The organism is Citrobacter sp. Cpo103 (assembly GCF_030332605.1).
Taxonomy (GTDB): Bacteria; Pseudomonadota; Gammaproteobacteria; order Enterobacterales; family Enterobacteriaceae; genus Citrobacter; species Citrobacter portucalensis.
Map to the genome: position 1 here is coordinate 69,269 of NZ_JAOWHO010000023.1, position 13,226 is coordinate 82,494.

Annotated in this window: 14 protein-coding genes; 2 read left to right on the forward strand and 12 right to left on the reverse strand. The window is 54.9% G+C overall.

Annotation, left to right across the window (positions count from 1 at the left end):
* Positions 1 to 137: 137 nt before the first annotated feature.
* Positions 138 to 278, reverse strand: coding sequence for a stationary-phase-induced ribosome-associated protein (gene sra / locus OGX89_RS05895; RefSeq protein ID WP_003833009.1), 141 nt, complete (start codon positions 276 to 278; stop codon positions 138 to 140).
* Positions 279 to 505: 227 nt separating this feature from the next.
* Here sra and osmC point away from each other — a divergent pair, with 227 nt between their 5' ends.
* Complete coding sequence (gene osmC, locus OGX89_RS05900; RefSeq protein ID WP_003833007.1) at positions 506 to 937, forward strand: peroxiredoxin OsmC; 432 nt, start codon at positions 506 to 508, stop codon at positions 935 to 937.
* 84 nt (positions 938 to 1,021) lie between these two features.
* Here osmC and OGX89_RS05905 read toward each other — a convergent pair whose 3' ends face one another.
* From OGX89_RS05905 to OGX89_RS05930, 6 genes are read right to left on the reverse strand one after another with little or no spacing between them, the layout of a single operon-like run.
* Positions 1,022 to 1,792, reverse strand: a complete 771-nt coding sequence (locus OGX89_RS05905) for a 3-hydroxybutyrate dehydrogenase (RefSeq protein WP_257661977.1) — start codon at positions 1,790 to 1,792, stop codon at positions 1,022 to 1,024.
* An 11-nt stretch (positions 1,793 to 1,803) separates the two neighbouring features.
* Positions 1,804 to 3,198 (reverse strand): GntP family permease, encoded by a 1,395-nt coding sequence (locus OGX89_RS05910; protein ID WP_196776256.1) that lies wholly within the window; start codon positions 3,196 to 3,198, stop codon positions 1,804 to 1,806.
* Between the two features lie 37 nt (positions 3,199 to 3,235).
* Positions 3,236 to 4,159, reverse strand: coding sequence for a 3-hydroxyacyl-CoA dehydrogenase family protein (locus tag OGX89_RS05915; protein ID WP_003833002.1), 924 nt, complete (start codon positions 4,157 to 4,159; stop codon positions 3,236 to 3,238).
* On the reverse strand, positions 4,152 to 5,354 hold the full coding sequence (locus OGX89_RS05920; protein WP_126957191.1) for an acetyl-CoA C-acetyltransferase: 1,203 nt from the start codon (positions 5,352 to 5,354) through the stop codon (positions 4,152 to 4,154). The genes OGX89_RS05915 and OGX89_RS05920 overlap by 8 nt, the downstream gene beginning before the upstream one ends.
* A 10-nt stretch (positions 5,355 to 5,364) precedes the next feature.
* Positions 5,365 to 6,021, reverse strand: coding sequence for a CoA transferase subunit B (locus tag OGX89_RS05925; RefSeq protein WP_063941979.1), 657 nt, complete (start codon positions 6,019 to 6,021; stop codon positions 5,365 to 5,367).
* Between the two features lie 2 nt (positions 6,022 to 6,023).
* Entirely contained in the window at positions 6,024 to 6,731 is a 708-nt protein-coding gene (locus tag OGX89_RS05930) for a CoA transferase subunit A (protein WP_003020020.1), read from the reverse strand.
* Between the two features lie 142 nt (positions 6,732 to 6,873).
* On the opposite strand from OGX89_RS05930, the gene OGX89_RS05935 reads away from it, so the two are divergent.
* Positions 6,874 to 7,764: a LysR family transcriptional regulator gene (locus tag OGX89_RS05935; protein WP_003020016.1), complete on the forward strand. Its 891-nt coding sequence runs from the start codon at positions 6,874 to 6,876 to the stop codon at positions 7,762 to 7,764.
* Between the two features lie 19 nt (positions 7,765 to 7,783).
* Here the strand turns inward: OGX89_RS05935 and OGX89_RS05940 are convergent, their stop codons facing one another.
* The 5 genes from OGX89_RS05940 to OGX89_RS05960 are packed head-to-tail and all read right to left on the reverse strand — an operon-like array spanning position 7,784 to position 13,217.
* On the reverse strand, positions 7,784 to 8,719 hold the full coding sequence (locus OGX89_RS05940; RefSeq protein WP_126957189.1) for an ABC transporter ATP-binding protein: 936 nt from the start codon (positions 8,717 to 8,719) through the stop codon (positions 7,784 to 7,786).
* Complete coding sequence (locus OGX89_RS05945) at positions 8,712 to 9,698, reverse strand: ABC transporter ATP-binding protein (RefSeq protein WP_003832994.1); 987 nt, start codon at positions 9,696 to 9,698, stop codon at positions 8,712 to 8,714. The genes OGX89_RS05940 and OGX89_RS05945 overlap by 8 nt, the downstream gene beginning before the upstream one ends.
* Positions 9,695 to 10,591 carry a D,D-dipeptide ABC transporter permease gene (gene ddpC / locus OGX89_RS05950; RefSeq protein WP_126957187.1) on the reverse strand — a complete coding sequence of 299 codons (897 nt, stop codon included), beginning with the start codon at positions 10,589 to 10,591 and terminating at the stop codon, positions 9,695 to 9,697. The genes OGX89_RS05945 and ddpC overlap by 4 nt, the downstream gene beginning before the upstream one ends.
* Positions 10,588 to 11,610, reverse strand: a complete 1,023-nt coding sequence (locus tag OGX89_RS05955; protein WP_126957185.1) for an ABC transporter permease — start codon at positions 11,608 to 11,610, stop codon at positions 10,588 to 10,590. The genes ddpC and OGX89_RS05955 overlap by 4 nt, the downstream gene beginning before the upstream one ends.
* 44 nt (positions 11,611 to 11,654) lie before the next feature.
* Positions 11,655 to 13,217 (reverse strand): ABC transporter substrate-binding protein, encoded by a 1,563-nt coding sequence (locus OGX89_RS05960; RefSeq protein ID WP_126957183.1) that lies wholly within the window; start codon positions 13,215 to 13,217, stop codon positions 11,655 to 11,657.
* Positions 13,218 to 13,226 lie beyond the last annotated feature (9 nt).

Here is a 13,226-nt window from a genome sequence, read left to right on the forward strand (position 1 = left end):
TGATCGTATGTGGCCTGTCCGCCAGGGAAACGGGCGAAGTATAAAGCATTGTGAATGGGTTAAGGGGTTTTATAAGCAAAAACACCACTGCGGTTGCAATGGTGTTTATCTCGTTACTCAGTCAGACGTGCGAAAGGCTACTTGCCGTCAGTGCGGCGCTTTCTTCCAGTAGGATTATTGACCACGTTGGTTTTGTCACCTTCGGTCACGATTTTACGTTGATTTGAGATTTTGTGGTCCAGTCCGAGAATATGACGGGCCTGACGGTTCGATTTCATTCTAACTCCTTAATCCTGTTACTGGTTTCAAGGGCGAGCCCGTATGAGAACGGACGAAATACAACCTGATATAAAGCCGATGTTCAACATAACGGCTTTCTGGATGGTCGGTCATTTTATCTGAAAGGTCAATGCTTAAGCGGCAAATGAGAACTATCCCGTATGTAACATGCTTTTTCCCGGGCGTCCTATACTAGTAACTCCGACGACAACACAGGAGAGCGGTAATGACTATCCATAAGAAAGGTCAGGCACACTGGGAAGGCGACATTAAGCGCGGCAAAGGCACTGTGTCGACCGAAAGTGGCGTGTTGAATCAGCAACCGTATGGGTTTAATACACGGTTTGAAGGTGAGAAAGGCACCAATCCTGAAGAATTGATTGGCGCGGCCCATGCAGCCTGTTTCTCGATGGCGCTTTCGCTGATGCTGGGCGAAGCGGGGTTTACCCCAGATGCCATTGATACCACTGCCGATGTTTCTCTGGATAAAGTAGATGCCGGGTTTGCGATCACTAAAGTCGCGTTGCATAGCCAGGTGAGCGTGCCGGGGATAGACGCCGCCACGTTTGACGGCATCATCCAGAAAGCAAAAGCCGGATGCCCGGTATCGCAGGTACTGAACGCGGAAATTACGCTGGATTATCAGCTGAAGTCTTAATCGTGGCGTGCCGGATGCGACTGCGTCTTATCCGGCCTACGACTGTGCCGGATGTAAGTCAGTCTTATCCGGCACCTGATGATGTTATTGCGCTACCCAACCGCCATCCATATTCCACGCCGCGCCGCGCACCTGCGCCGCACCGTCTGAACATAAGAATAACGCAAGATTCCCTAACTGCTTTGGGGTAACGAATTCACGCGACGGCTGCTTTTCCGCCAGCAGGGCGTCACGCGCAGCCTCAGGCTCTGCGCCTTCGGCAATACGCTTATCGATCTGTTGCTGAACCAGCGGCGTGAGCACCCAGCCGGGACACAGTGCATTACAGGTGACACCCGTCTGCGCGGTTTCCAGTGCGATAGTCTTGGTGAATCCCACCACGCCGTGCTTCGCCGCTACGTAGGCAGATTTCTCTTTTGAAGCCACCAGGCCGTGAACAGAAGCGATATTAATGATGCGCCCCCAGTTTCGCGCGCGCATACCAGGAAGCGCCAGACGCGTGGTGTGAAAAACGGAAGAGAGATTAATAGCGATAATCGCGTTCCATTTATCAATCGGGAAGGTTTCCACCGGGGATACATGCTGGATCCCCGCATTGTTGACCAGAATATCAACACCGCCGAATTCGCTCTCGGCATAGCGCATCATGTCGGCAATTTGCGCTTCATCGCTCAGATCCGCGCCATGATAACCTGGCGTTTTGCCATATTGCGCAACAGCGTCTTTAGCGGCATCCACATCACCAAACCCGTTAAGGATCAGGGTAGCGCCCGCTTGCGCCAGCACCTGTGCGATACCTAATCCGATACCGCTGGTCGAGCCGGTAACCAGAGCGGTTTTTCCCGTTAAGTTCATGATGATTCTCCTTAAACAATTCCGGTAGTGTAGAAGACGCCGATGACAAACAGTACGGCCAGACTTTTAATGACGGTAATAGCGAAAATTCCGCCATACGCCTGACGATGGCTGAGACCGGTGATAGCCAATAAGGTAATGACCGCGCCGTTATGCGGCAGGGTGTCCATACCGCCGCTGGCCATAGACGCCACGCGGTGGAAGACTTCAAGTGGGATATTGGCAGCGTGAGCGGCCGCGATAAAGGTGTCAGACATGGCGGCAAGGGCAATACTCATCCCGCCAGACGCCGAACCGGTGATCCCGGCGAGCGTAGTGATACTGATAGCTTCATTGAGCAGCGGGTCAGGAATAGCCGCCAGTGCTTTTGACAGTACAAGGAAACCTGGCAGGGCGGCGATCACTGCGCCAAAACCGTACTCTGACGCGGTATTCATCGCCGCAAGGATCGCACCGCCAACCGCCGTTCTGCTGCCTTCCGCCAGGCGACCTTTAATGTTGCGGTAGCCGAAGAGCACCACCAGCAGGATCCCAGAAATCAGCGCCGCTTCCACTGCCCAGATAGCGGTGATTTTACCGACTTCGGTGGTAATCGGCTTGGCAAGGCCCGGAAGTTCAAGCTGATGCGTGGCGCCATACCATTGTGGGATCCAGCGGGTAAACAGCAGGTTAAATACCCCAACCAGGATCAGCGGAGAGATCGCGATGATCGGGTTCGGCAGATTAATGTTATCCGGCGTTTCCGGCTCGTTTAACAGTTCAGTGCCATAACCCTCATTCTTAGCCTGTGCTTTACGACGCTGACGTTCGAGATAAACCAGACCAACAACGATGATAAATACGGAACCTATCAAACCCAGCCACGGCGCGGCCCAGGCGTTGGTACCGAAGAAACTGGTCGGAATAATGTTCTGGATCTGCGGTGTGCCTGGCAGGGCATCCATGGTGAAGGAGAAGGCACCCAGCGCAACGGTTGCCGGGATCAGGCGTTTAGGAATATTGCTCTGACGGAACAGTTCAGCCGCGAACGGATACACCGCAAAGGCCACCACAAACAGCGATACGCCGCCGTAGGTCAACAGCGCACATACCAGCACAATCACCGGGATGGCATGACGACGACCGAGGATGTTGATAGCGGCGGCAACAATGGAACGTGAAAATCCAGATAACTCGATTAACTTGCCAAACACTGCCCCCAGCAGGAACACCGGGAAGTACAGCTTCACAAAACCGACCATTTTTTCCATAAACAGGCCGGTGAAGGCAGGGCCGACGGCGCTGGGTTCGGTAAGCAATACAGCACCTAATGCCGCGATGGGGGCAAACAGAATGACGCTGTATCCGCGATAGGCTGCCAGCATCAGCAGGCCCAGCGCTGCCAGGGCGATTAATACACTCATCATGACTCCTTATTATTATATTGGGGTACAGAAAGAGACGTTATGGTTTCAGAGCAAAACGCAGCTGATGCTCTCTGCGTTGCTGGATGTACTCCTTGCGCGAATCATCCCAGCGATAAAATCCCTGACCGCTGCGTAAACCGGTATCACCGTTGGCAACCTTGTCAGCGACCAGCGACATCATGTCGCTGCCGGTTGCCAGTTCCGGAAGCAGATGCCGACAAATGTCCTGCACCGTAGAAAGCCCAGTCATATCAGCAGCCTCCAGCGGACCGACCATTGCATAGCGACGTCCGAGCGAGGCGCGCATCACCTGATCAACCACTTCTGCGCTGGCGATGCCGCTTTTAACGATATGTAGCGCTTCGCGTAGCAGGGCAAACTGTAGTCGGTTGCCGACAAACCCTGGGGCAGCGCGGTCGAGCACCACCGCCTCAAGTTGCATCGCGATCAGCATTTGTTGTAATTCATGGAGATATTCCGGCTTCGTTGCGGTGCCAGGCACAATTTCGACCAGCGGAATAAAATGAGGCGGGTGCCAGAAATGGGCTATCAGCAACCGTTCAGGATGGGCGAGCTTTTCCGCCAGTGCATCCGGCGGCAGGCCGCTGGTGTTACTGGCAATAACGGCCTCCGGCGCGATCAGCTCTTCCAGTTGGGCATACAGTGCATGTTTGAGTTCGAGCCGCTCCGGGATCGCTTCAATCAGTAACCGGCATGCGGCAATATCCTGTAGCGAGGTCGTGCCGTGCAGGCGAGACACGACCGTCGTTTTTTCACCAATGGCAAATTGGTCGGTGGCTATCAGCTCATCCAGGATACCGCCGGCAACCCCGCTTATTTCTGCAATTCGGCTGCTATCGGTATCGTATAACCAGACATCGTGACCATAACGGGCGAAGTGGGTAGCAATGCCGACGCCCATTAAACCCGCCCCCAGGACGCAGATAGGTTTACTATGCATGAGATACCTCCTGTGAACGCTCTACTGCCAGCGCCACACCTTGACCGCCGCCCACGCACAACGTAGCCAGCCCTTTTGCGGCGTTGCTGCGAGCCATTTCGTGCAGCAGTGTTACCAGAATCCGGCAACCTGATGCGCCAATCGGGTGCCCTAGCGCAATTGCGCCGCCGTTCACGTTCACCCGGTTGCTGTCCCAGTTCAGGGATTCGCCAACCGCCAGCGCTTGTGCGGCAAATGCTTCGTTGGCTTCGATAAGATCCACGTCATTCAGCGTCCAGCCAGCACGTTTCAGGCACTGGAGTGATGCTTCTACCGGCCCAATCCCCATAATGGCGGGATCGACGCCAGAAACCGCGTAGCCTGCCACCCGGGCAAGCACCGGCAAATTGAGTTCTGCGGCTTTGGCTGCGCTCATCAACATCACCGCGGCGGCACCATCATTGATGGATGAGGCATTTCCGGCGGTCACCGTACCGTTACCTGGACGAAATGCTGGTTTAAGTTGCGCCAGCTTGTCGGCCTGAGTATCCGGGCGAGGCTGTTCGTCACGATCCACCACACGTGGCGGTTTTTTGCCCTGCGGGACGCTAACCGGCGTGATTTCCGCGCTAAAACGACCCGCTTCAATGGCGGCGGCGGCTTTTTGCTGGGAGCGCAGGGCAAAAGCATCCTGCTGCTCACGGCTGATAACAAACTTATCCGCCAGATTTTCGGCAGTAATTCCCATGTGATAGTCGTTGAACGCATCCCACAGACCGTCATGCACCACGCTGTCTTTCATGCTGGCATGACCCAACCGCAGACCGGCCCGCGCCCCGTCGAGAAAATAGGGCGCATTACTCATGCTCTCCTGGCCTCCGGCAATCACGATTTGCGCATCGCCACAGCGAATCGCCTGTACCGCCTGATGCACCGCCTTCAGACCCGAACCACACACCAGATTAATGGTTAGCGCGGGCGTGGTGACTGGCAGACCTGCGCGTAACGCCGTTTGTCTGGCCGGATTCTGACCGCAGCCCGCGGCCAGAACCTGACCTAAGATCACCTCATCAATTTGCTCGGGTTCCACAGCCGTTTTTTCCAGCAGCGAACGGATCACCACTGAACCAAGCTCAACCGCGGAAAGTGGTGCCAGCGCGCCATGAAAACTGCCAATCGGGGTGCGCGTTGCCGCGACAATGACAACATCCTGCATGGTCAGCTCCTCAGCTAAATTGCATTTCTGGGACATTTTCGGGAACGATGAGATTACCGGCGGTTCTGGCGACAATCTCATCCACGCTGATGCCCGGTGCACGTTCACGCAGAATGAATGCACCGTTGGCAATTTCCAGCAGAGCCAGGTCGGTAAGCACGCGTTTGATGCAGGCCACGCCGGTCAGCGGCAGGGTGCAGGCGGGAAGCAGTTTCGACTCACCGCTTTTGGAAGCATGGGTCATTACCACGATGATATTGTCGGCTCCGGCAACCAGGTCCATCGCGCCGCCCATGCCTTTCACCATTTTTCCGGGGATCATCCAAGAGGCGATATTGCCGTTAACATCGACTTCAAACGCACCGAGCACCGTCAGATCAACGTGGCCGCCGCGGATCATGGCGAAGGATTGCGCTGAGTCGAAAATCGCCGCGCCTTTGCGCGCCGTCACTGTCTGTTTCCCGGCGTTGATCATGTCGGCATCAATTTCGTCTTCTGTGGGAAACGGGCCCATACCCAGCAAACCGTTTTCTGATTGCAGCATCACGTCCATGCCATCAGGGATGTAATTTGCCACCAGCGTGGGAATACCGATCCCAAGGTTGACGTAATAACCGTCGCGCAGCTCGCGGGCGACGCGCATCGCCATTTGTTCACGCGTTAACATGGTCAGGCTCCTTTCTGGCGCAGGGTGCGTTGTTCAATACGTTTTTCAAACTGCCCCTGAATAATGCGGTTAACGAAAATTCCGGGAGTGTGAATCGCCGCAGGGTCCAGTTCTCCGGGAGGGACAATCTCTTCAACTTCCACGACGGTAATGCGCCCGGCGGCGGCCATCAGCGGATTAAAGTTCTGTGCGGTGTGGCGATAGATGACGTTGCCGTACCAGTCGGCTTTCCAGCCTTTAACCAATGCAAAATCGCCGGTTATCGCCTGCTCAAGAATGTAAGGGCGTCCGGCAAACTCGCGAACCTCTTTACCTTCCGCCACGGGAGTTCCATATCCGGTCGCGGTAAAAAATGCAGGGATCCCCGCGCCGCCCGCGCGCAACTGCTCTGCCAGCGTACCCTGCGGCGTCAGGATGGCTTCCAGTTCGCCGCTAAGCACCTGTTTCTCAAACAGGGCGTTTTCCCCTACATAGGACGCGACCACTTTGCGCACCTGACGCGTTTCCAGCAGCACGCCAAGACCAAAGCCATCCACACCACAGTTGTTAGACACAACGGTAAGTCCCTGAACCTCCCGACGGCGGACTTCGGTAATCAGGTTTTCAGGGATCCCACATAAACCAAAACCGCCCGCCAGCAGCGTCATGTTGTCGGTCAGTCCCTCCAGCGCCTCTTGATAAGTGGCAACACGTTTATCCAGTCCAGCCATACACTTGCCTCCCAAGTTGTCCTTGCCGACATCATTGGGGGTGAAAAATGATTTGTTAATTTTAAATTTGTGACTCACTCATTGGGTTTTTTTATCAATTTAATGTTAATTAAAGGTATTCAACAAGTTAAAGGAATGCGAAATGGGAATGAGCATCAAACAGTTACGCGCGTTTTTAGCGGTAGCTCACACTCTGAATTTTGCTCATGCCAGCGAAAGACTGAATATGTCGCAACCCGCGTTAAGCCTGGCGATTAAAGGACTGGAGGATTCGCTGGGTGGGGCGTTACTGTTAAGAACGACCCGCAAAGTGACCCTGACGCAGGAGGGAGAAACGCTGCTGAATATGGGGCGACAGCTGCTGGCGGACTGGGAGAATACGGAAGAAGCCATGCGCCAGCGCTTTACGCTGCAGCGCGGTAAAATATCGATTGCCGCCATGCCCTCATTTGCCGCTAACGTCCTGCCATCGGTACTGAAAACATTTCGTGATTCTTATTCCGGTATCAACGTAACGGTTCATGATGTGATCAATGAACACGTGATTGAAATGGTCAGTGAAGGGCGGGTCGAGATGGGCATAGCCTTCGAGCCGGACTATTCGGGACATCTGCATTTCACGCCGCTCGGTGTGGATCGTTTTATCGCGATTGTGCCGCCAACCTGTCGACTGGCAGACAGGGATCGTATTGCGTGGCGCGAACTGCTGACGCTGGATTTTATCACCCTGCAACGCCCGTCCGCCGTGCGGCTGATGCTGGAAGAACAACTGGTGCAAAGCGGACATACTCTGGAAGTAGCGCTGGAGAGCCATCAGCTGGTGACCGTTGGCCGCCTGGTGGCTAACGGCCTGGGCGGTAGCGCCGTACCTGCACTATGCCGCACGCAAATGACAGAGTTAGGCGCAACCTGTATCGATCTGGATACGCCGGTGATCCAGCGTCGGATCGGGGTTTTGCGTTCGGCGCATCATAAATTATCTACCGCTTCCGAGGTGCTGGTGGATTCACTGAAAAAGGCGTATCGCACCTGACTTTTCTCAACGGCTCTGGTCATGTAACCGCCCGCCAGCAGCGAACGTCACAGCCGGTATCACTCTTCAGCAATGCCTGTTTTTTCTCACAACCGTGGGTTGCCAATGGACATCTGTCACGGAAAAAGCAGCCCTGGGGCAACGTTCGGTTTCCCGGTAGCTCAGTCTTACGTAACACCAAATCTTCCGCCAGCGGTGCGCCCGTTTTAGGGACCGAGTCCAGCAATAATCGTGTGTACGGATGGGCGGGGTGAGTGAGAACCTGTTGGGCATCGCCCAGCTCAACAATTTGCCCGAGATACATCACCGCCACACGGTCACTCATATGGCGGACCACCGACACGTTATGCGATATCAATACGTAGGTCAGGTTTCTACGCGCCTGTAGCGACACCAGCAGGTTGAGAATTTGCGCCTGCACGGAGATATCCAGTGCTGAAGTTGGCTCATCAAGGACGATAACATCCGGCTCTGACGATAGCGCCCGGGCAATAGCAATACGTTGGCGCTGTCCACCGGAAAACGCGTGCGGCAAGCGGTCGAGATATTCAGGACGAATACCCACCTGCCGTGCCAAATCCTCGGCAAGCATGCGTCGTTCACGCTCCGGACTCCGTTTTTGGATCCACACCGGTTCGGTAATTATCCGCCACACCGGTAAGCGCGGATCCAGCGATGAAAGAGGGTCCTGAAAGACCATTTGCATACCGTTATGCTGTTTTTCACCACGGCGAGAATAGCTTCCCTGGCTGGGTTTCAACATGCCCATCAGCAGTAGCGCCAGCGTACTTTTTCCACAGCCGGATTCGCCAACAATCCCCAGCGTTTCACCCTGGTGAATCTGTAAATCCAGACCGTTGAGCGCATGCACCCGTTCCGTAACCTTGCCAAGCCAGTTTTTACGCGCAGGAAAGTTGACATGAACATCCTGCAGCGCCAGTAAATAATCAGACATGTGTTGTCTCCAGTTGCGGATACCAGCAGGCAGATTGTTGATCCGCGCCTCCCTGACTACTTAACGCAGGCATCTCTTCACAACGAGGACCAGCGGCAAAGCAGCGTTCGCGAAACGCGCATCCGGCAGGTAAGCAGGTTAGGTTCGGCACGGTGCCGGGAATGGCGGGCAGCAATGCGCGCGGTTCGCCGTGTTCCGGTGCACATTTCAGCAAGCCAATGGAATAGGGGTGCGTCGGGCGTTGAATAACGGTTTGCGTCGGGCCACTCTCAATCACGCTCCCGGCATACATGACATACAACCGGTCGCATAACTGTGAAACCACCGCCATATCATGGCTGATAAATAACACCGCTGTTCCGCTGGCGCGCGCTTTTAACTTCAGCAAACGCAGCACCTGCAGTTGCACCGTGACGTCCAGAGCAGTGGTCGGTTCATCGGCAATGATAAGCTCCGGCTCGCACGAAAAGGCCAGCGCAATCATCACGCGTTGGCGCATACCGCCGGAAAGCTCAAACGGAAATCGTTTCATGACCTCCGGCGCGTCCGGGATTTGCATCTCTTCGAGTAGAGCAACAGCTTTCTGGCGGGCATCCGTTCGGCTTAACGCCTGATGATGGCGGATCACCTCCACCATTTGCTGGCCGATACGGCGGGTCGGATTCAGTGCCGTCATGGGCTCCTGAAAGATCATCGCGACGCGTGCGCCGCGCCATTGGCGCATTTGTTTCTCACTGGCGTTGAGCACATCTTCACCCAGCAGCGAAACGCGTCCCTGGTGAATACGATAGCTTCCCTCCGGTAGCAGACGCATGGTGAGCATGGCGGTCACGGACTTACCGGAACCAGATTCACCCACCACACCAACAATTTCTCCGCGGTTGATGTGCAGTGATACATGGTTCAGCGCATGCACGTCAGCTTTATAGCCGGGGAAACTCAGATGCAAATCTTCGATTTCCAGTACGGGTTGTGTCATGACTGTTTTCCTCCGGCTTTCGGATCAAGCAGATCGCGAATACCATCGCCAAAGAGATTAAAGCCCACGGCGGTAATCAGAATGGCGGCGCCGGGAAAAGCACAATACCACCACTGATCAAGCACGTAATTGCGGCCAATTGCGACCATCGCACCCCATTCAGCGCTGGGCTGCTGCGCGCCCAGACCGATAAACCCGAGCGTGGCGGCCATCAGGATCGCACTGCCGATATCCAGTGATGCCTGCACAATGAGCGGCGGCAGAGAATTGCGTAAAATGTGCCAGCTAATCAGATGCCAGCGTGAAGCGCCGTAGGTCCGGGCAGCCTGTACATAAGTAAACTGGCGCACCACTAACGTCTGGCCACGGGCGAGGCGTACATAGAAAGGGATACGGACGATTGCAATCGCCAGCATGGCGTTAAACAGGCTGGGGCCCAGCGCGGCGGCCAACGCCATCGTCAGCACCAGCGAAGGGATGGACAGCATAATGTCCATCATCCGCATAATTATCGCGTCGGCACGCCCGCCCATGACACCCGATAAGCAACCCAGCAGTGAGCCCAATCCCCCGGCGATACCCACTACCACCAGACCCGCAACGACAGATTGCTGACTTCCTACCAGGACGCGGCTGAACAGATCGCGACCGACTTCATCGGTTCCAAACCAGTGAGCGGCTGACGGGGGCAGCAGGCGCGCACTCAAATTGATGGCATTCGGATCGTGGGGTGTTATCCACGGCGACAGCACCATCAGCAGCAGTATCAATACGATAATGATCCCGCCAACCAGCGTCAGCGGGCTACTTTTCATCATCCAGAACAGTTTGGCCCAGTCCGTGCGGCGGCGTGCAGTCTGAGGGGCGGTCGGTGTTTCTTGTGTGAGCATCATTCAGCACCTCCACGTCCAATTCGAGGGTCTACCCACAGATAGAGTAAATCCACCACCAGGTTGACCAGCACATAGGCGAACGAGACCACCACCGCAAATCCCATTACCGCCGGGAAGTCGAGTGCCTGAATTGAGGTCACCACCCAGGCGCCCATGCCTGGCCAGGCAAAGACCGTTTCGGTCAATACCGCACCGTAGAGCAGATCGCCCAGCGCCAGGCCGAGGACGGTGATTGATGGAATAAGTGCGTTAGGCAATGCATAGCACAGCACGATGTACCAGCCCGGGAGCCCGCTGGCGCGGGCGGTACGTATGTAATCTTCACTCAGTTGCTCCAGCATGGCGGAACGAATCTGACGGGCAACGATCCCAAGATGCACAAAAGCCAATGTCAGCGATGGCAAAATCAGGTGCTGAAGCGCATTGAAAAAGACTTCGCCGTTGCCTTCCAGCAGAGCATCAATCAGGTAGAAACCGGTGACGTGAGCAGGTGGATCCAGCCAGTCGTCTAAACGCCCACCGCCGGGTAAAATTTGCAGATGACCGTAAAACAGCACGATAACCCCCAGCCCCAGCCAGAATGCAGGCGTGGAGATACCGGTAATTGCCATTAGCCGAACAAGGTGATCAAGCCAGCGGTTACGCCAGACCGCAGATAAAATACCCAGCGGGATACCTATCACCAGCGCCAGCAACAAAGAGCAGAAAGCCAATTCAAGGGTCGCGGGGAAGAAAATGCGCAGCTCATCCAGTACCGGACGTCCGGTGCGAATGGAAGTGCCTAAATCGCCGTGAAAAATATCGCTGACATAGCGAAAAAACTGGACATACAGCGGTTGATTCAGCCCCAGCTGTTGGCGAATATTTTCGACAATTTCATCACTGGCGCGATCGCCCGCCAGCAGCCGCGCGGGGTCGCCAGGTATCAGGTGTGAAATAATAAAGGTGATTACGCAAACACCGATAACCACCAGAATAAGTCCCCAGCATCGCTGGCGTAAAATATTCCAGAACGTCATTAGCTTCCCCTTGCGGAGCCAGAGCGGCTCCGCATAAACGTGGCTTATTTACTCATGGTGGAGATATTGAAGACCTGTTCCAGCATGGGGTTGAATACAAATCCTTTGACATCTTTGTTCATCGCCAGCTGATAGTTTTTCTGGAATAAATAGACGTAGGCCGCTTCATCAATCACGATGGTTTGCGCCTGCTGGTAGTCATTGGTTCTGGCCACCTGATCGGTCGTGGCCAGCGCGCTGCGCAGCAGTTTATCGACCTCACCGTTTTCATAGAACGAACGGTTACCCGGCAAGCCTTTCTTATCTGACTCAAACCAGTAGTTCATAAACATGTACGGGTCGGCAAAATCCGGACTCCAGTTGCCAATGGCAATGTCGTAATCGCCTTTGCCCACGCGGTCGCGCATGGTGGCGTTTGCCAGTTTTTCCAGTTTCACCTTAATACCCAGTTTGCCAAGGCTAGCCTGGGTGGCGAGCGCGATAGGTTCCCAGTTAGGGTCATTATCAGAGTACAGGAAGCTCAGGCTTTCAGGTTTGCTGGCAACTTTGTCCCACGCGGCTTTGGCTTTGGCTTCATCAAAGCTGTACTGCATGGCTTTATCGTCAAAACCCCACATGCCTTCAGGGATCGGGCCACGCATTTGCTTTCCGTTGCCGCTCAGGATCCCGTTGACCATGCCCTTATAATCGGTGGCCCACGAGATGGCGCGGCGTAAATCCACCTGATTAAGCGGGGCCTTACTGTTGTTGAGATACAGATAGGTCACGCGCAATGAGGGATAATCCGCCACGTTCACTTTGCCTTCCTGTTTTAAAGCGGCAAGCTGGTCAACAGGAAGCGCATCGGCAATGTCGATATCGCCACGTGACAGTTGCAGGCGACGGGAGGCGCTTTCACCAATGATTTTGACTGAGACACGCTTAAATGTCGGTTTCGCCCCGGCATAATGCGGATTCGGCACCAGTACCAGTTGTTGTCCCTTTTGCCAGCTCTTCAGCATAAAGGGACCAGAGCCTGCCGTGTTCTGCGCGAGGAATCCGCGGGCATCGTCTGCGGCATGCTCTTTTAAGATGGCCGGGTTAATGATTGAGGCACCGTCATTTGCCAGCGTATACAGAAACGGGGCAAACGGCTGGCTGAGGGTAAATTTCACCGTATTGTTATCAATGACGTCGACCTTCAGATCTTTTGGGAAAGCCTCCGCAGGTCCCTGACCAATTTTGAGCAAACGTTCAAAGGATTGCTTTACCGCATCTGCCGTTACCGGCGTTCCGTCGGCGAATTTGGCATCGTTTTTCAGGGTAAACGTCCACTCTTTCTGATCGTCAGAGGCTTTCCAGCCGCTGGCTAAATCACCTTCAACTTCCGTGGAGCCTTTACCTCCGTCGGTTTTGTATTGAACCAACCGCTGGTAGGAGGGATAGGTGACTGTCCAGTCATTGTTATCGATGGTCACGGCGGGGTCGAGCGTCTGCGGATCGGCGGCTTTACCAATCACCAACATATCTTTGGGAACGGCAGCCTGTGCGGCGGGCAGGGCAAACGCTAACGCAACGGCTATCAGAGCGGGGCGGAAAAAGGCGTTTAACGCAGGTGTAGTCTTCATAACCAGGCT